General features: G+C 68.3%; 16 protein-coding genes. 6 read left to right on the top strand and 10 right to left on the bottom strand.

Annotated features, from left to right (window positions below; all coding sequences use genetic code 11):
* Positions 1-77: 77 nt before the first annotated feature.
* Entirely contained in the window at positions 78-524 is a 447-nt protein-coding gene (locus ACZ67Q_RS38965) for a hypothetical protein (RefSeq protein ID WP_471192248.1), read from the bottom strand.
* Positions 521-955, bottom strand: coding sequence for a MarR family winged helix-turn-helix transcriptional regulator (locus ACZ67Q_RS38970; protein WP_471192251.1), 435 nt, complete (start codon positions 953-955; stop codon positions 521-523). Before ACZ67Q_RS38970 ends, ACZ67Q_RS38965 begins: the two co-directional genes overlap by 4 nt.
* Before the next feature lie 265 nt (positions 956-1,220).
* Between ACZ67Q_RS38970 and ACZ67Q_RS38975 the strand changes: the two genes are divergently transcribed.
* Both ACZ67Q_RS38975 and ACZ67Q_RS38980 read left to right on the top strand, forming a co-directional pair.
* Positions 1,221-1,781, top strand: coding sequence for a hypothetical protein (locus tag ACZ67Q_RS38975; protein ID WP_471192253.1), 561 nt, complete (start codon positions 1,221-1,223; stop codon positions 1,779-1,781).
* Between the two features lie 33 nt (positions 1,782-1,814).
* A complete protein-coding gene (locus tag ACZ67Q_RS38980; RefSeq protein ID WP_471192256.1) occupies positions 1,815-2,330 on the top strand; it encodes a hypothetical protein in 516 nt (171 codons plus the stop codon).
* Between the two features lie 1,314 nt (positions 2,331-3,644).
* On the opposite strand, the gene ACZ67Q_RS38985 is transcribed toward ACZ67Q_RS38980, so the two are convergent.
* Entirely contained in the window at positions 3,645-3,920 is a 276-nt protein-coding gene (locus ACZ67Q_RS38985) for an outer membrane protein assembly factor BamB family protein (protein WP_471192259.1), read from the bottom strand.
* A gap of 41 nt (positions 3,921-3,961) precedes the next feature.
* Here ACZ67Q_RS38985 and ACZ67Q_RS38990 point away from each other — a divergent pair, with 41 nt between their 5' ends.
* Complete coding sequence (locus ACZ67Q_RS38990; RefSeq protein ID WP_471192261.1) at positions 3,962-4,465, top strand: hypothetical protein; 504 nt, start codon at positions 3,962-3,964, stop codon at positions 4,463-4,465.
* A gap of 232 nt (positions 4,466-4,697) precedes the next feature.
* On the opposite strand, the gene ACZ67Q_RS38995 is transcribed toward ACZ67Q_RS38990, so the two are convergent.
* From ACZ67Q_RS38995 to ACZ67Q_RS39020, 6 genes are all read right to left on the bottom strand, one after another.
* A complete protein-coding gene (locus tag ACZ67Q_RS38995) occupies positions 4,698-5,081 on the bottom strand; it encodes a hypothetical protein (RefSeq protein ID WP_471192264.1) in 384 nt (127 codons plus the stop codon).
* A 794-nt stretch (positions 5,082-5,875) separates the two neighbouring features.
* Positions 5,876-8,095 carry a SpoIIE family protein phosphatase gene (locus tag ACZ67Q_RS39000; RefSeq protein ID WP_471192266.1) on the bottom strand — a complete coding sequence of 740 codons (2,220 nt, stop codon included), beginning with the start codon at positions 8,093-8,095 and terminating at the stop codon, positions 5,876-5,878.
* A 214-nt stretch (positions 8,096-8,309) separates the two neighbouring features.
* Complete coding sequence (locus tag ACZ67Q_RS39005) at positions 8,310-8,570, bottom strand: ATP-binding protein (RefSeq protein WP_471192287.1); 261 nt, start codon at positions 8,568-8,570, stop codon at positions 8,310-8,312.
* 73 nt (positions 8,571-8,643) lie between these two features.
* Positions 8,644-9,030 (bottom strand): STAS domain-containing protein, encoded by a 387-nt coding sequence (locus ACZ67Q_RS39010; protein ID WP_471192268.1) that lies wholly within the window; start codon positions 9,028-9,030, stop codon positions 8,644-8,646.
* Between the two features lie 124 nt (positions 9,031-9,154).
* Complete coding sequence (locus ACZ67Q_RS39015; RefSeq protein WP_471192272.1) at positions 9,155-9,463, bottom strand: STAS domain-containing protein; 309 nt, start codon at positions 9,461-9,463, stop codon at positions 9,155-9,157.
* Complete coding sequence (locus ACZ67Q_RS39020) at positions 9,463-13,587, bottom strand: SpoIIE family protein phosphatase (protein ID WP_471192290.1); 4,125 nt, start codon at positions 13,585-13,587, stop codon at positions 9,463-9,465. The genes ACZ67Q_RS39015 and ACZ67Q_RS39020 overlap by 1 nt, the downstream gene beginning before the upstream one ends.
* A 395-nt stretch (positions 13,588-13,982) precedes the next feature.
* Here ACZ67Q_RS39020 and ACZ67Q_RS39025 point away from each other — a divergent pair, with 395 nt between their 5' ends.
* From ACZ67Q_RS39025 to ACZ67Q_RS39035, 3 genes are all read left to right on the top strand, one after another.
* A complete protein-coding gene (locus ACZ67Q_RS39025; protein WP_471192275.1) occupies positions 13,983-14,786 on the top strand; it encodes an alpha/beta fold hydrolase in 804 nt (267 codons plus the stop codon).
* Positions 14,786-16,057 carry a PP2C family protein-serine/threonine phosphatase gene (locus ACZ67Q_RS39030; RefSeq protein WP_471192278.1) on the top strand — a complete coding sequence of 424 codons (1,272 nt, stop codon included), beginning with the start codon at positions 14,786-14,788 and terminating at the stop codon, positions 16,055-16,057. Before ACZ67Q_RS39025 ends, ACZ67Q_RS39030 begins: the two co-directional genes overlap by 1 nt.
* Positions 16,058-16,190: 133 nt before the next feature.
* Positions 16,191-16,754, top strand: a complete 564-nt coding sequence (locus ACZ67Q_RS39035) for a DUF6328 family protein (protein ID WP_471192281.1) — start codon at positions 16,191-16,193, stop codon at positions 16,752-16,754.
* Positions 16,755-16,935: 181 nt separating this feature from the next.
* On the opposite strand, the gene ACZ67Q_RS39040 is transcribed toward ACZ67Q_RS39035, so the two are convergent.
* Positions 16,936-17,280: a hypothetical protein gene (locus ACZ67Q_RS39040; RefSeq protein ID WP_471192284.1), complete on the bottom strand. Its 345-nt coding sequence runs from the start codon at positions 17,278-17,280 to the stop codon at positions 16,936-16,938.
* Positions 17,281-17,748 lie beyond the last annotated feature (468 nt).

Consider the following 17,748-nt stretch of genomic DNA (forward strand, 5'->3'; position numbering starts at 1 on the left):
CTGCCCAGTCCTCCACTTTCAGCACCCTCCAAGAGTCAGGAGGGGTCAACTTTCGGAGAGCGCCTGGGGGTCAGTTTTCACGAAGCGGCGACACCGTGGGCGGGCTGCCAGGGAAAGGGCGCGAGGTCGGGCTCGACCCAGCCGGTTCTGGCAGATGCGCCGGCCAGCGTTGCGGGCCGGTAGAAGCGAGCGAGCAGCTTTTTGTCGAGCAGCGCAGGGTGCTGATCGATGAAGGCATCGAAGTCCGCGGCGTCCGGCTGTCCCACGTGATGGGCCACCAACTCGGTCCATGCACGGCTGACAGTGGCGTTGTACTTCTGCGGGACGCCCGCGTAGCGGGCGGTGCGCTGTATGCCGTCGCTGATCAAACCCACCGCAGCTTCGGTTCCATAGCGCCGAATGGCCAGCCAGGTCACGTGAAGGTGCTGACGGTGCCCGAAGCGCTCGGCAGTGGCCATCACCTCCCCCATCAGCTCCGCGAACGCCGGAGACTGCTCATGCGCACCGTGGTCCCTTCCGCTCATGCCCCCTCCTTGATCAACGCATCCAGCACGGCGTGGCAGTGGGCGATCGCCTCCGTAGGCAGTCCGGACAGCGCGCGACTCTCAAGGTCGGCGAGCGTCCGCCTGATCAGGGCCGCTGTGGCGCGTCCGGACTCGGTGAGCTGGATCAGCACCGATCGGCGGTCGCCGGCCCGCATACTCCGTGTGATGTGGCCGCGTCGCTCCAATCGGTCCAGCACGCCGGTCAGCGTTGTGGGGCGGGTGCCGACAGCGGCGCCAAGCTGCGACACAGTGCGGCCCTGACCGTCAGCGAGGTTGGCCAGTGCGTTGATCTCGGAGGCGGTCAGATCGAGATCGACAAGCTCTGCGGCGATCAGCTGCAAGGTGGCATGGGTCGCACGCTGCAAGGTCAGCAGTACCGATGCATCAGGGGGTACGGATTCGAACTTCACATTTTCGGATATTACGGGATCGTATAAATGGTCGCAAGCTGCTGGTCGCAACACCACTCGGGGCCGTGAGATCACGCATGCGAAGTCGCTTGAATGTGCCGTCGGCGGCTTCGTAGCGGCCGAGCCGCCAAGGCCTGCACAGGCGGAGTCGATCACTCCCATGCGGCACCGGCCCGTGATGCTCAATACATCACAAAAAGGATAAAGCGCCAGAAAAGGGGAACTACGGTGGTGCACATCACTACTCCCTGAGGAGCGTGTGGCCATGTCCACGGGAACGCTTCTGGCGATCATCATTCCGATCGTTGTGGTGGTCGCTCTCGCCGCTGTGGCAGCCTCCCTGCTGATGCGGCGCCGTCACCTCCGCCAGCGCTTCGGCCCGGAGTACGAACGGACGGTCGAGGGATCCGACAGCCGGCTCGCCGCCGAGCGTGAGCTCAGGGAACGCGAGAGGCGCCACGACTCGCTGGACATCAAACCGCTGCCTTCCGCTTCGCGGGACCGCTACACCCGGGAATGGAGCAGCGTCCAGGAGGAGTTCGTCGACCGGCCGGAGGACGCGGTGCATGACGCGGACCGGTTGGTGACCTCCCTCATGCACGAGCGGGGGTATCCGACCGACGGTTATGAGCAGCAGCTGAAGGACCTCTCGGTGGAACACGGCGCCACGCTCGAGCACTACCGGGCCGCGCACGAGGTGGAGAGCCTCTCCACCCGTAAGCAGGCGACGACCGAGCAGTTGCGCGGTGCCATGGTGCACTACCGCGCTTTGTTCGACGAGTTGCTCTCGGACGGCGACGGCCGGGCACGAGCCGCCCGGACCTGACTCACCATCATCGATCCCGCATGGAGGAACGCCATGCAACGCAACGAGGAACCGGACCGCACCCCCGGCGGTCTGTCCACCGAAGACCTCGCCCAGCCTACGGCCACCGGCGCGGACGCCAAGCCGGGGGAAGCCTCATCGGGAGTCCCGGTCTATCCAGGCGAAAGCACCGAGACGTCGACGGCGGATGCGTCCGTCACCGGTGGAACCGATGCCGTTGCTGCGGCTTCCGAGGCCCCCGCAGCAACGGGCGCACAGGGCGCCGGTTCGGACGACGAGGCTCCGCAGCTGCTGACGGACGACGAGGAACGGGCCTTCCGTGACCGCTGGCAGCGGACCCAGAACAAGTTCGTGGACGACCCCCGTGAGGCCGTGCACGATGCCGACGCCCTCGTCGCGGACGTCATGCAGACCCTGGCCACCACTTTCGCCCAGCACAAGAAGGACCTGGAGGGCCAGTGGAGCCAGGGTGAGCGGGTGGACACCGAGGAACTCCGCGGAGCGCTGCGCCGCTACCGTTCCTTCTTCAACCGGCTGCTCAGCACATGATCACCACGGGAAACAGGCCTCCGGCCTGAAACATCAGCGAGGGCCTGGCAGGGGAAGCCGGGGTCGACTCGTCAATGATCGGCGGGGCTGACCGGAGAATCCGCACCAACCTGGCGAATCGAAGCGGAAAGCCCTGCCACCAATCTGAACGCTGATCAGATGCTCTTCTACTGCCTTTGGCCGCTGTCGCCTCGGTGTACAACTCCCCCGAGGCATTGCGGTCACGGTCCCGGCACTCCGCAGGTCGCACACTGCGCGCTGCCCCGCCTGGGCTCTCCGGCTCCGCGGACTCCTGGTATCTCCTGGTATCAGCAGACCGAGTGCCTGGTCCTGGCCCGGCGTCAGGAGTCACCGTGCGGGTGCGGTACCTGCAGCTCCAGCACAAATGAGTGGAAGCGGCCGACGGGGGACGGGTGGGGCACCGCCCAGGTCGAGTCGTTGCGGACCGCGGACGGTGTCACACACCTGCCCTTCCAGGAAGCTGTAGAGACCGAGCGCGCTCACCCCGGATGAGCTTGTGCACGGCGGCCGGACCGTCGCTGTGGGCGCGCCGGCCGGTGTGGAGTACGAACCATTGCTGGCCGGAGCGGTGCGGACGGCGCGGAGGCGCCGGCGAGGTGCGCCCCGAGGCGACGGTCGTGGCCGAGCCCCTGCGGAGCTGTACCCGGTTGCGTGTGGGCACCGAGAACGCCGATCAGGCGCCGGATCCGGCGGCCCCGCGCGGTGGGTGCTGGGCCAGGCACTGCTCGCCAGGCACACGCTTCTCGTGGGCGACGGCGTCGAGTTCGTGCCGCTGATCGATCCGCCGGCCGGCCTCGCGGAACAGGTGCGGTGCCCGTGGGCGGCGGCAGCCGGGTGCGGCCGCGCCCGCGCGTCCGGGGCGCCGACGCCGAGGACATGCGCCTGGCCGGGCGGTCCGCGCGGATCCTTACGCTCCTCCACGGCGTGGACGGCAGCGTCCACCTGGCCGCACGATGGACGACGACCCCGCCGCCGAACTGCATGGCTGGTACGGCCGGTTGCACTGCTTCCGCTTCCGACCCGACGAGGTCAGCCCGTTCGCCGTCGCGGACGCACCGGTCGCGGTCCATGCGGCCCGCGCACCCGGCGTACCGCCCCGAAAGGGGGCGGTACGATGCCCGCGCCTGAGGGGCCGGCGAACCACCACCGGCCGGCCACCACACCCGGCGTACCCCCTGCACCGACGCCCGCGGCCCCGTCGGCCGCGGCCTTGCGGTTGCCGCAAGCATCAAGGAGGCGCTGACCGTCGACTGCTCCATCAAGGAGGCAGACTTCAGCCGATGCCCCGGGCTTTCAGAGGCAGGCGTGCAGCTTCGACCCAGCAGCAACGTAGATCACGTCATTGGCCACCACAGGTCGGTTCTTCACTGCCGCCTGCGTGTCCATGCCCCACAGTCGCTTTCCGGTGGCGGCGTCGAGAGCCGAGAGGGTGCCGGAGTGGTCAGCGATGTACAGGATGCCGTCGGCCACCGTCGGATCCGCCCACAGGGCGTCGGCAGCCGGGAAACTCCATCGCTCGGCGCCGGTTGTGGCGTCCAGCGCGGTGAGACGGTTGCCCTGGCCTCCCACGAACAACAGGTACGTCGACTGGAACCGACGGACTGCACGTCTTGCTGGCCGTGGTCATCGCCGTGGCGCTGGGCTTGGCGGCCGCGGTCCTGGCAGCGCGGCAGCGCACCTCGCCCGCCATCGCGGCCGTGATCGGGTGCGTGACGCTTCTGGCCGGCGTGGCTCTGAGTCTCCCGCTTACGAAGGAACGCGACGCCCATCACGCGCGCTGGGTGGAGGTGTACGCGGCCGACGACCCCAAGGCTTTCGTCTTGCTCGCCGACATCGCGCTGACCGTGTCGCTCCTGGTCGCCGTGGCCGCCACATCTACAGCCTGGTCCCGGATGCTCGCCTGGCCGTTCGCTGCGGCGACCCTTTTGGTGGGTGCGTTGGCCTACGGCGGTGTACGCAGTGCAGTCCAGCACCCCGCGACTGGCATTCAACTGGGCGCCGCCATCATGGTCGTCGAGGTGCTCCTGCGCTTGGGCACGTTCACCGCCCTGGTCCGGACCCACCGCATCCCCACGGCACTGCCGGCTGCATCCCCCACCAACCCTCCGGCATGAGGAAACGACCGGGCCTGCGCCCGCGGACCGTACAACAGACCTGACCGCCTGACCATCCCATGGAACGAGCACCGAGGCAGACGCGCCCGCCACGGGGTGGCCATGTCACTCGTGGTGGGCTCTGGTCCGCCTTTTGTGGTGCGGTCACGCGCTGTTCTCTCTCGAAGCCAAACACGCAAGCCGCGTGAGCAGTTGCTCAGCCTCTCGCACTTCACGAGCCCGACGGCATCGATCAACTGCAGGGGGCGCGTGGGGTGGGCTTGGGCAACGTGAGGATGCCATCGACCCTCTCTACCGTCCTGGCCCGCCCTTTGAGCCTGTCGAGCCGATCCAAGAGCGCGTAGCCCTCGATCAGGACCGTCTCGTGTCCGCCGTAGGACTCCAGGTTGATGACGGCAGTCTCCACCCACCGGATCTCGGACACCAGCATCGCTACGGCGCAGCCGCGAGCGACTGCCGTGCCCACGCGGGGATAAAGTGCTGGTAGTAACTCGGCGCCACTGGCTTTGCGGATCGTGTCGGCATCGCTGTCGCCGACGGCCTCCAGCCGCTCCCGAGCGTGCTCGATCACGCGGACGAGGATCTGGAAATCTATGTGGCTCAGCTCAATGACCAAGGCATCGCCCCTGGGCACCGGGACCACCTCCGTCTTTCTTCGCTTCGAGAACCACGCCACTGACGCCCCCTGTGAAACTTCTACGCAAGATGAAGACCGGCCACCGCGGCGGAACGGGCGGTACCGGAAGCCTGACAGATTCATATGCCAACTATTAGTGGATGGGAACTTTTCGTGCGTGATCCGTCGCAGAGGGTTCCATGGAGAGGCGCGTCAGCGGTGCGGACAAAGGTCACCCGTCCTCCAGCAGGTGGCGACGGTGCTCCCGCATGGCATGAGCAGCTGCTGGCCCGGCTTTGTGAGGTGGAGGGTGCTCAGCCGGACAGGGCGGCCAGCCGGGATGGCCGTCCCCGTACCCGTCGTCCGGTCAGGGGCCGTCTGCTCCTGCGGCCCCTGAACGCCGCGCAGGTGGTCCCCGGCAGTAACACCCGGATGTGGGCGCAAAGCAACCGGACTGCGAGCAGATGACCTAACGCCTTTTCTTCCTCTTCGCCCTGACAAGGTTGGCCACGACGAAGACCGCGACTATGGCGAAGCCCACGACGAAGAGCACTTGCCCCCAGGTGGGAAGGTCAGGTCCCCCGCCCGGCGCAGCGAGCAACTCACCAAGATGTATCTGCATGCTGACCACTCTCCAAGGGGCCGACGGTTGGCGCTGGAGAATCCCGAGGAACCGCCCGGAAGCCTCGGCTTGTGCGAGGAACCCGGACAGCCCTCGCCTGGGTCTGCGGCGGCATCTGTGTCCTCGCCGGCGCCGATGTCGTCCATCCGCCGAATGACCGTGCTGCGTGCGTCTACTGCGAGCACGATGGCGGGGCGTCCGCGGTGACGACCAACGCGGCCTGGTCGTCGTCGACCGTGTGCCCGTTCGTGAAGGCGCGGATGTCTTCGGTCAGTCTCCGCACGATGTCGATCGCGGTCGGGCGCACCCGGGCAGTGGCCAGAGCGTCGGCCAGTCGGGCGTCTCCGTACTGTTCCGTGCCTGCGGCCCGGCACTCGGTGATGCCGTCGGTGTACATCACCAGGCTTTCGGCGTGGCGGAGCGTGAAGCGGATGGTGCCGAGCCTCGGAGGGATGCCGATGCCTAGCAGGCCACCGGGGGCCTCGACGGGGGTCACCGCGCGGTCGGCGTCCAGCAGGAGGGGCGGTGTGTGGCCGGCTCTCACGAGGTCGACGGCGAGTCCGTCGGCGACCGGTGCGAGATGACCGTAGACGAGTGTCACGAAGCCGTTGTTCTGGTGAGCGTTGCGGTCGTTGAGGGCTCTGTCGATGGCCTTGACGATGCCGACTGGGTCGTCGATCAGCGGTGCGACGGCACGCGCGGTGTGGCGGACCAGGGCCGTCGTGGTGGCGGCCCTGGCACCGCGCCCGCAGACGTCACCGAGGATGAAGGCCCAGCTGCCGTCGCCTCGTGAGAAGACGTCGTAGAAGTCGCCGCCGATGTCCAGCCCTTCGCCGGCCGGGTGGTAGATGGCGGCCAACTGTGCGCCGGGGATGTCGGGCAGGTCCGGCAGCAGCAAGCCGGACTGCAGGTCGCGGGCGACGGCGGCGCGCTGCGCGTACTGTCGTGCGTTGCCCGCGGCGGAGGCGGCGCGGCGGGCGACTTCCTCCGCCAGCGCGATCCGGTGGCCGTCGAAAGACATGTCGCCCGTGGAGAACAGGCTCAGTACGCCGAAGGGGCGCCCGCGGTCCATGAGAGGGACGCAGACGTATCCGCTGACGCCCAGCTCTTGCCAGGGGCCGGCCCCGGCAGGGGTGCGGCGGGCCACCTCGGTGAGGCCGGAGGCCAGAACACGTGCGACGGCGTCGTCCTCGGTGTTCCGGACGTGGCGGTGGGAGGCGAGCAGGTCACGGATTTGATCAGTGGGGGCGGCGGCTGCCACCCGGTGCACACGTCCGGCTTCCACGACGTCCACTGCGGCGAGCGGAGCCAGTACCGGGACGGATAGAGCGGCCAGGCGTTGGAATGTCTCCTTCTCGTCCAGCGGGTGGGCCAGGGCGGTGCTGGCGGTCAGCAGGAAGGCGAGGTCGTTGCGGGCCGCCTTCTCCCGTGCGTCGGCTGCCTGCCGGGCCTGTTCGGCGTGGTGCCGCTCGATGGCCAGGGCGGCGGTGTCGGCGAAGAGGCGGGCCAGTGCAAGGTCGCTGTCCTGGGGGGCTCGCGGCGTGCGGTGGTACATCGCGAAGGTGCCCAGCAGCCGTCCGTCGCGTGCGAGGATCGGTGTGGACCAGCACGCGGCCAACCCGGCCTGACCGGCCAGGTCACGGAAGTCGTGCCAGAGCGGGTCGGTGGCGATGTCGGTGACGATCACCTTCTGCCGCCGGTGGGCGGCTGTGCCGCACGAGCCGACGCCCTCACCGGTGGCTATCCCGTCGATGGCCTGGTTGTAGAAGCCGGGCAGGCTGGGAGCAGCACCGTGGTGGAGGCGACGGCCGTCCTGGTCTGCCAGCAGAACCGAGACGATGACGTCGGGAGACAGCTCCTCGATCACCCGGCACATGCCCTCCAGTACCTCGGGCAGCGGCGCTTGACGGGCGATCTGCTCCAGCAGCGCACGCTGCTCGGCGGCCAGTCGCCGGGCATGTTTGACCTGAGTGGTCTCTACTCCGATCATCCGCACGCCGATGACGTTGCCGCCCACATCGCGGCGGGCCTCGTACGTGAAGTCGAAGTACGCCTCACGGTTCTGTCCGGCGGCCCCGATGACGACGCGACTGTCGCGGCCGATGTACCGCTCCCCCGATCGATAGACCTGATCGAGCAGTCCGAGGAAACCCTGGGCCTTCAGCTCGGGCATCAGCTCACTCAAAGGCACGCCGGTACGTTCGCGCCGCCCGCCTCCGATCGCTGCGAAGAATGCAGGATTGGCGGCCTCCAGCACATGGGCGGGCCCCACCATGGACGCAAACAAGGCGGTCGACGTCCCGAACAGCAGGGACAGGTCCTCATCCGTGTCCCCTGCCTTCGGTGACAGGCGCGTCCCGTGCGGTGGTCGCCGCTCCTGCTCAGCCCTCATCTCGCCCCCTTCACCAGCCCCTACACCGGCCGGCAATCGCTTCCCCCGGCACTGGTCCGTGCCTTCTGTCGAATCGCGTGTCCTGGACGGTCCGGCCCCTCTCGGAGAGCACCACGGCTGACGAGACCTGGCTCAACTGTCCGGCGAGCAGCGCTCGCCGCACGGCGGAGCCGCCCGACGCGGTCAGGACGATGTGTCCGGCACCGCGCACCGCTCAGTTCAGCCCTAGGTGCATCCGCACGATCAGGCCCGACGGCAGGGTGCGCATCTCGACCAGGTCGCACAACTGGTGCATCATCCAGACGCCGCGGCCGCCGGCCGCGGACAGCGGATCGGGACGGCGTCGGCCGACGAGCGCGTCCGTGAGCCGTCCGCGGTCCCTTACTTCGGCGATCAAGGTGTCGGCCGTGCACCACAGCCGCAGAATGCCCTGTCCTCCGCCATGCCGCACCGAATTGCCGGTGGCCTCGTTCAGCCGACAAGGTCACGGGAGCCATCACGCCCACCCGCGGACGGGCCTTCGGCAGCCGGTGGCGCGGTTAGGGGTTTCATGCGGACGGACCGGCACCGCCGACGGCCCCGTCCACCCCGAGGGCGGCCAGCGCGTCGGCGACCGTCTCGTGGATGGGGAGCAGATCGGAGATGCCGGTCATGGTCACCATGCGCACGAGACGGTCGGGGACGCTCGCGACGCGGAGCGAACCGCCTGCCTCCTGAGTGGCGTGCAGCAGGACGATGAAGGTGCTGAGGCCGGTCGAGTCGACATAGTCCACCTGGCTCAAATCCAGGACGAGGTGCGGAGTGCCTTGCTCCACAACGGTCAGCGCCTGCGCACGCAACACAGGGCCGGTGTGCAGATCAACGTCGCCGACGACAACGACGACGGCTGTGCGGTCACCGGTGTATCGGACGGTCGTGTCGAGGGTGTCGGTCATATGAGACATCACTCCTGGCCGGACGGCTCTGTTACGGCGTGGCGAGTACGGCGGGGGGCGTCACCGCCGTACGAACAAGTGGCGAGGGCGAGCGGCACGGTGCGGCTTGCCCCGGTGGTTCGGGTCAGCATTGCGGCCCGTTACGGGGTTCAGGGCCGTGAAGGGTGACCAGATCGGCGAGGCCCGAGACGGTGAGGACCGGCTCGAGCAACGGGGGGCAGATCAATTCCAGCCTCTCGGCGTGGGCGAACAGCACGCTCAGCCCTGCGCTGTCGAGGTATTCCACCCCGGTCAGGTCCACGACGAGGCGGCCCGAGCCACTAAGGGCTTCGGCCAGATGACCGACATTACTCATGTCGATCTCGCCGCTGACGGCGAGACGGGCGGTGCCGTCCGGACTGCTGCCGGGTATCAGCGTGAGCGGGGTGGTCATCAGGCGATCCTCATCTGCATGTCGACGGTGGTGCCGGACGGGCCGGGGGCGACAGTGACCTGCTGCATCAGCGCGTGCATCAGGGACATTCCCCGGCCACGGTGGGAGTTCTTCTCCGGCTGCGGGACCTTCCACCGGCCGCTGTCGACGACCGTGACACGCAGCGTGTCCACCAGCGCTTCGGCGCGCAGGCACACGGCTTGTCCTGGAGCGTGCCGGTGACCGTGCTCAATCGCGTTCGCGCATGCCTCGCCGGCGGCGACGAGTACGTTCTGCACCGCATTCGGCGGCAGGTCGCACTGGTCGAGCCAGCTGCGCAACGCCCTGCGGACGGGTGCGAGCTGGGACGATTCGGCAGGGAAGGTCATCTCCAGCGGCGCCGGATGGCGGTAGAGCAGCAGGGCCACGTCGTCGTCGTATCCGCCGACCGGCGCGAGTTTCGACATCACCGCGCTGGCGAGGTCTTCGACAGGCATCTCGCGGCCTTCCTGTACGGCGTCACCTGCCTGCTCGATGCCCGTGCTGAGCGGAAGCCGTCGGCGTTCGACGAGACCGTCGGTGTACAGCAGCAGCGTCGCACGTGCGGGAAGGGAGCATGCGGCCTCCGGACGCGGTCTGCCCGGCCGTACGGCCAGGGGCAGCGACCGTCCCTCCTCGAGCAGCCGGGTGGTGCCGTCGGGATGCACAAGGATGCCCGGTGGATGCCCCGCGCTGGAATAGCTGAGCTCTCCGGTGCCGGGGTCGAGTACACCGCAGAAGACAGTCGTGCACAGTGCCCCGGTCACGCTGGCCGCGAACTGGTCGAGTGCCATCAAGGTCCGGGCGGGGCTGGGGTCCTGGAGCAGCAGTGCGCGGCAGGCGCTGCGCAGCTGCCCCATGACGCTGGCTGCCTCCAGGCCGCGTCCGACGCAGTCGCCGACGACGATGCCGATCCGTCCGTCCGGCAGGGTGACGGTGTCGTACCAGTCGCCGCCCACCTCCAGTGGGCGCGTGGCGGGTTCGTACCGGACGGCGAAGCCGTCGGGGAGCCGGTCCGGACCCAGGATCGCACGCTGGAGCGCGATGGCGGTCTCGCGCTGCTGGTCGATCTGGTGTGCCCGGACGAGACCCTGCGCGAGGTGCCCGGCCAGGAGTGACAGCAGCAGCTTGTCCTCAGAGGTGAACGGCCGCTGCCCGCCCAGATCGACCCACAGGGCCAGCGGTCCCTCGGGGTGTTCCAGCAGGACACCGGCGCCGCTGTCCTCTGCCACGGCGGCGAGCGAGGGCCGCCGGCACAGCTCCGCGAGCAGTCCCCGGCGCTCGGCCGGCAGGTCCTCCCACCGCAGGTTGGCGTCCGTGGCCGTGAGCGCCGGTTCCTCGCCGTTGTCGAAGACTGCGGCCACCACGACGCGTGCGTGCCACAGCGACCGCAGCTCTTCCAGGGCACCGGACAGTGCCTCGGGCAGGCTGGTGGCTCGTGACAGCGAGGTGCTCAGTGCTGCCAGCGCCATCTCGCGCTGGACGGCGTAGTGCTCCGCGGTGACGTCACGGAAGGTGCCTACCGTGACGCGGCGCCCGGTATCCGGCTCCTCGGCCTTGTTGAAGGTCACGGCGATCCACAGGCGACGGCCGTCACGATGGGTGACCGGGACGGTGTACGAACCCTGGGGATTCTCCAGCAGGTCGGCGAAGGCGTAGCCGACCTTCTGGTGCGCGTCCGGATCGGTGGCCTCATCCGGCCACCAGGGGTGAATCGGGGCATATGGCAGGCCCTCGGCACCGTAGCCGAGGATGTCGGTGAAGGCGGTGTTGATCTCGACGACGGCCCCGGACTCGTCGCAGACGAAGAACGCCTCCTGCAGGGAGTCGATGAGCGCCGTCCGCCACCGCAGGTGGTGGCCGCGCATCCGGGCCAGCTCGACGTTCGCGCGCACCCGGGCCAGCAGCTCGGCCGCAGCGAAGGGCTTCACCAAGTAGTCGTCGGCGCCGGCCTGCAACCCCTCGATCGACGCCTCCTGCCCGGCCCTGGCCGACAACAGCAGCACGGGCACCGAGGCCGTACGTGTGTCACCGCGCAGTCGCGCCACCAACTGAAGCCCGTCCAGCCTGGGCATCATCACGTCACTGACGACGAGCTCGGGCGTGTGGCGGCGGGCGGCGTCGAGGGCTTCGACACCGTCGGTGACCGCGTCGACCTGGTACCCCGCAGCGGCAAGGATGCGGGTGAGATAGTCACGCATGTCGGCGTTGTCGTCGGCCACCAGCACCCGTGCGCTGCGAGTGGCACCGGCCCCCGACCCGAGGGCGGCCCCCACTCCTTGCGGGCTGTCGTCGGCCGCCGCGCCGGAATCACTCACCGGAAGCCAGCGGAGGGCCTCGTGGACGTAAGGGTCGGAGGTGGCCGAGGCCGTGATGCCGTCCTGCTCCGACACCACGGAGTCCGCAGGCAGATGCGCGGTGCCGAACGGTACCTGGATGCTGAAGGTGGTGCCCTTGCCCTCGGTGCTCTCGGCGCGGATCGTGCCGCCGTGCAGACCGACAAGTTCCCGTACCAGGGCCAGCCCGATACCGCTTCCCTCGTTGGACCGGGAGCGGGCGTTCTCGATGCGGTGAAACCGCTCGAACAGCCGCGGCATCTCCGTCTCCGGCACACCGGTTCCCGTATCGGCCACGGTGACCACGGCGTGGGGACCGGACCGGCGCACGCCCACACGAACCGCTCCGTCGAAGGTGAACTTCAGCGCGTTGCTCAGCAGGTTCAGAACCACCTTCTCCCACATGGTGCGATCCACGAACACCGGTTCGTCGAGCGAGGGACAGTCCACGTCGAAGGTGAGCCCGGCCCTCTCCATGGCCGAGCGGAAGACGCTGGCCAGCTCCGCGGTGATCGCGGCCAGGTCGACCGGCTCGTAGCGGGCCTGCATGCGGCCGGCCTCGATGCGGGAGAAGTCCAGCAGCGTGTTGACCAGTTTGCCCAGCCTCAGCCCGTTGCGATGGATGACGTCAAGTTCCTGACGTATCTCCGCGTCCGCGTCGATGAGCCGGGTGCGCAGTTCCTCGACCGGCCCCATGATCAGGGTCAGGGGGGTGCGGAGCTCGTGGCTGATGTTCGAGAAGAAGGTGGTCTTGGCCCGGTCCAGTTCGGCGAGTTCTTCCGCCCGCCGCTGCTGTGCCTCGTAGCTGCGGGCACTGCCGATACCGGAGGCGATGTGTCCGGCGGTCAGCTCGATGAACCCACGATAGCTCTCGTCCAGGTCGCAGTAGCGGTTCAGGGCGGCCACGAAGAAGCCGTACGGGGTGCTGCCCTGCTGCAGCAAAGGCACCACGAGCGCTTCCACGGGCGGCTCGGGCCAGTCACCGCCGGGCAGGCCGTCGAACGCGTCGACGGTCAGCGGCACCACACGCGCCTCGCCCTCGGCCAGTGCTGCGGCAGGCCAGACGCCGCCGGTATCCGCGATGGGCAGGGTCTGCGGTGCGACGGGCAGACCGGGGCTCATGCCGGTCGCGCCGGCCAACCGGGCGGTATCGCCGTCGAACAGGTAAGTCAGGGTGAAGGGCAGGTCCTTGCGATTGTGGTCCAGCTGCCGGTCGGCGAAGGCCAGCACCTCCTGCTCGGTCCGGAGCACACTCGGATCCGAGCCCAGGTCCCGCAGCGTGGCCATCCGCCGCTCGCCGATCACCCGCTCGGTGTCCTCGCTGACCACGCACAGCATGCCGACGACGTCACCGAGGTCGTCGCGCAGCGGGCTGTAGGAGAACGTGTGGTATGTCTCCTCGGTGTAGCCGGAGCGCTCCAGGAAGAGGAGCAGTCCCTCGTCCCACGTGGCCTCGCCCGTACTGAGCACCGCCTCGATGCGCGGGCCGATGTCCCCCCAGATCTCTGCCCACACCTCGCTTGCGGGCCGGCCCAACGCCCACGGGTACTTGCGGCCCAGCGTGTCACGCCGGTAGGCCGCGTTGCAGAAAAACGTCAGCTCCTCGCCCCACGCCATCCACATCGGGAAGCGGGAGGACAGCAGAATGCTGACAGCCGTCTGCAGACTCTGCGGCCAGCCCTGCGGCGGGCCGAGCGGCGTGGCCGCCCAGTCGACCTCGGCGAGGTCCCCGCCCACCTCACGGTCGGCGGCGAACACCTCACCGTCCATCGCGGCCCGCGGCTTGCTCTCCGGCCGGCCTGAACGCTCCACGCGACACCCTTCCCCTCATGCCGGCCAACGTCCTTGGCCACGTCCATGCCCTCCCAGGCGCCGCGACCCAGCGCCCCTTGCAGGAAAGCACCCGCACCCTGGGACACCGGTCGCGCGTCCCAGAATAGTGGGGCTCGTCACGGCACCTGCACCGGAGGTACACAACGAAGACGCCTGGTGACCCGTGTTCCGCCACAGCATCCAGCGCTCCCTGCCCCGTTCCCCGCCGCAACGGCACGGCAACAGAGCCATGTCGGGTTCCGTACCGGCACAGAGGGGACGCGTACCCATCTCGCCGTCACCGATGGGTACCCCCGGGCATAGCAATGGCCGCAGGCTGCAACACTGGTGCGATGGACATTCTCCGCAGGAACAATGTCACGGTCATGGGCAATCCCGGGGGTCGCCCGGTCGTGCTGGCCCACGGCTTCGGATGCGATCAGAACATGTGGCGGCTGACGGTGCCGGCCCTGTCCGACGACTACCAGGTGGTGCTGTTCGACTACGTCGGCTCGGGCCGCGCCGACCCGTCCGCTTTCTCCGAGGACCGCTACGGCTCCCTGGACGGCTACGCCCATGACGTGGTGGACGTCTGCCAGGCGCTGGACCTGCACGACGCGGTGTTCGTGGGCCACTCGGTCAGCGCGATGGTCGGTGTGCTGGCCGCCGGTGTGGCCCCGGAGCGGATCGGCGCGTTGGTGATGGTCGCCCCGTCCCCGCGCTACATCGACGACGAGGGGTACCGGGGCGGGTTCAGCGCGGCCGACATCGACGAACTGCTGGACTCGCTGGAGTCGAACTACCTGGGCTGGTCGGCGGCCATGGCCCCGGTGATCATGGGCAACGGCGACCGGCCCGAACTCGGTGAGGAGCTGAAGAACAGCTTCTGCGCCACCGATCCGGACATGGCGCGTGTCTTCGCCCGCACCACGTTCCTGTCGGACTCCCGGGACGACCTGAAGAACGTGACGGTGCCGACACTGGTGCTGGAGTGCACCCAGGACGTCATCGCACCCCGCGAGGTAGGCGCCTTCGTCCACCGGTCGATCCCCGGCTCGACCCTGGTCACGCTCGACGCGACCGGCCACTGCCCGCACCTGTCCGCGCCCGAGGCCACCAACCAGGCGATCACACGTTTCCTTGCGGCGTTGCGCTGATGTCCTCTGCCGGGCAGCAGCCGGAGTCCCATGGCGCCGAGGACGAGGGAGTGTCGCAGGCGGCGTTCGCCGCCCTGTTGGAGGACAGCGCGGAGGAACTCTACGAGAGTGCGCCCTGCGGATACCTGTCCACGCTGATGGACGGGACGATCGCCAAGATCAACAGCACGCTGCTGGACTGGCTCGGCCTGCGGCGCGAGGAGGTCGTGGGCCGCATCCGGTTCACTGACCTGCTGACCGTGGGCGGCAGGCTCTACCACGAGACCCACTTCACGCCGTTGCTGCGCATGCAGGGGGAGATCAACGGCGTCGCTCTGGAGATGAAGCAGTCCGGCGGCGACCGTATCCCTGTCCTGGTTTCCTCGGCTGTCAAGTACGGCACCACCGGCGAGCCCCTGCTGGTTCGCACCACCGTCTTCGACGCCAGCGACCGCCGCGCCTACGAGGAAGAACTCCTGCGACGGCGCAAGGCGGCCGACGAGGCTCGCCGCCAGGCCGAGGCCGACCGGGCCCGCCTGCAGGACGCGCTCGCCGCGCTGCAGCAGTCGCTGCTGCCGGACACCCTTCCGACGATTCCCGGCGTGGAGACGGCCGCCCACTACCACACGGCCTCTCCCGACCAGCTCGGCGGCGACTTCTACGACGTGTTCCCGGTCGACGGCAAACGTTTCGCCTTCTTCCTGGGGGACGTGTGCGGGAAGGGACCCCAGGCGGCCGCGGTCACCTCACTGACCCGTTACACGCTGCGCGCTGCCGCGGTGCACGACCCGGAACCCGTCGCCACGCTGTCCACTCTCAACACGGTGCTCCACGGGCGTTATACCGGCAGCGGCGATCCCCGCTTCTGTACAGCGGTCTTCGGCACGTTCGAACCGGACCCGGCAACAGGGCAGGTCGGCGTCCACCTCGCATCCGGCGGCCACCCGCCGGCGCTCGTCGTACGCGCCGACGGCGGCGTGGAATGGCTGCACACGCCCGGCGGCCTCCTCCTCGGCATCATGCCCGCGGCGCGCTTCACCACCGCCACGACCGTGCTCCGCCCGGGCGACACGCTCCTGCTCTACACCGACGGGCTGACCGAGGCCCGTACGGGTGCCGACCGCACCAGCCTTTTCGGGGAGCAATCCCTGGCCAGGTTCATGGCGGAACACGCCGGCCAATCCGCCTCCGCCGTGATCGGGGCCCTGACCGGCCTGTTGCACAGTTTCGGAGACGGCCTCGACGACGACACCGCTCTGCTCGCCCTCGGCGCCCCTGCCGATGTCTCCTGACGGCGTCACCGCGCCCCGCTCCGTCGATGGGCCTGCCATCGCACCGTTCTCGCTCCCTTGAGTTCGGGATCGTATGACCTGCATGGAAGCGCCCAGGCCGGGCAGACGGTTCGCCTGAAACCTGGAGGATGTCATGACGACGGAGCAACCGGTCGAGTCGGCGAGAGAGGACACCGCGCGCTACGGACACGCCCGCAGCAGCAATCCGGGTTCTGACGCCGAAGCCCCGGAATCGCCGCGAGAACGTGTCAACCGCCGCTGGAACGAGATACTTCAGGAAACACGCGTCACTCAGACAGGCGTTCAGATCCTTTTCGGGTTTTTGCTCAGCGTGGCCTTCACCCCGACGTTCAGGCAGCTGGAGACGCTGGACCGCGGCATCTACGTCGCCACAGTGGTGTTCGGCGCAGCCGCCACGGCTTCGCTCATAGCGCCCGTCTCCATCCATCGCTTCCTGTCCGGCCAGCGCATGAAGGACGAAGTCGTGGAAACCGCGGGCCGCTTGATGAGGTGCGGCATGGTTCTCCTGGCCCTGACGATCGGCTGCACACTCCTGCTGATCCTCAGGTTCGTGGTGCCGGGAGTCCTCGCGGAGATACTCGCCGGCACGGTCATGCTGTGGTTCGGCCTGTGCTGGTACGTACTTCCCCTGCGTCTGCGACGCGCCGCCCGCTCCCGTACCGGCCACGACACTTGACACCGGGGCCGGGCGAGGGACTGCGCATGGTGCAGTGAGCCCGGGCGGGCGCTGACGCCGTCGTGGTTGGCTTCCCACGCGTCGCCAGCAGGGCCGGCTCAGCAGGAAGGGCTGGTGCGGAAATCCCGCACCAGCCCTTCCTGCTGAGCCGCACCCCGTGGACAGGTGTCGGCATCCGTTCTTATCGACCAGAAATCCACGCTGTCATCATGTCCGACCTACCTTCGTCCCTGCCATGGGCGCCATCGCGGATCACCGTGTAGAACATCAAGGTGTGCCCCTCCTTGAAGTCGTAGTCACACTTCGTAGGAGGGTTGTTCGCTCCGTTCGCGTCGTGGCATTCGCCGCTGAGTCCGTAATCCGTCGTCCACACCAGGACGGCTCGCTTCCCATCTGCGCGCATGTCCTGGACGGTGAAGTAGTCACCGGTCGAATAGAAGCATCCCAGCGCAAAAGCGTAGGGAGGACCACAGAACTTGGTGGTGGTGGCGTGAGCGGGTGCACCAACGGCGAGCAATGCCGCCATGGACGCGACTGCCGTGGTTGCAGCCGTAACTATCTTTCTCGCCACTCTCATGCTGACACCCTCAGAGTTGGAAAATGGGACTTGAAGCGATACAACGCTTCAACTGGCCCTCAAATTAACGTGATTGATCATCGGATAGCAAGCAAGTTGAGCTTATCCTGAGGTTTGGTAGCGGCTGAGGGGTCGGGTGCGGCCGCAAGACTTCAGCAAAGACAACACGCATGACGCTGTTCGCCGCCACCAACCATGTTGGTCAGCAATTTGCCAGGTGAGATTGTCGCCACGCTTTGGGAATCTCGCAGCGGGCGGCACTCCACTCGGATATGCGTCTGGCCCTGCTCGACGATGAAGATGCAGCTTGGGGGGAAGCCTGGCTAGAGGTTGTCCCGTAACTGCTGGCCAGAGGTGAGATGATCTTGCCGTGGCTGGTGTGATCACGGCGTCGGAGCCCTCCTGGATAGGTCCGTT

It is taken from the genome of Streptomyces sp. NPDC036813, from assembly GCF_055609245.1.

Bases quoted from the DNA above. Each gene is read 5' to 3' on its own strand.
- ACZ67Q_RS38965 (WP_471192248.1), bottom strand. From the start codon at position 524: ATGAGCGGAAGGGACCACGGTGCGCATGAGCAGTCTCCGGCGTTCGCG.
- ACZ67Q_RS39040 (WP_471192284.1), bottom strand. From the start codon at position 17,280: ATGGCGGCATTGCTCGCCGTTGGTGCACCCGCTCACGCCACCACCACC.
- ACZ67Q_RS38980 (WP_471192256.1), top strand. From the start codon at position 1,815: ATGCAACGCAACGAGGAACCGGACCGCACCCCCGGCGGTCTGTCCACC.
- ACZ67Q_RS39020 (WP_471192290.1), bottom strand. From the start codon at position 13,587: ATGGACGGTGAGGTGTTCGCCGCCGACCGTGAGGTGGGCGGGGACCTC.
- ACZ67Q_RS39035 (WP_471192281.1), top strand. From the start codon at position 16,191: ATGACGACGGAGCAACCGGTCGAGTCGGCGAGAGAGGACACCGCGCGC.
- ACZ67Q_RS39015 (WP_471192272.1), bottom strand. From the start codon at position 9,463: ATGACCACCCCGCTCACGCTGATACCCGGCAGCAGTCCGGACGGCACC.
- ACZ67Q_RS39010 (WP_471192268.1), bottom strand. From the start codon at position 9,030: ATGACCGACACCCTCGACACGACCGTCCGATACACCGGTGACCGCACA.
- ACZ67Q_RS38975 (WP_471192253.1), top strand. From the start codon at position 1,221: ATGTCCACGGGAACGCTTCTGGCGATCATCATTCCGATCGTTGTGGTG.
- ACZ67Q_RS39030 (WP_471192278.1), top strand. From the start codon at position 14,786: ATGTCCTCTGCCGGGCAGCAGCCGGAGTCCCATGGCGCCGAGGACGAG.
- ACZ67Q_RS39025 (WP_471192275.1), top strand. From the start codon at position 13,983: ATGGACATTCTCCGCAGGAACAATGTCACGGTCATGGGCAATCCCGGG.
- ACZ67Q_RS39000 (WP_471192266.1), bottom strand. From the start codon at position 8,095: ATGAGGGCTGAGCAGGAGCGGCGACCACCGCACGGGACGCGCCTGTCA.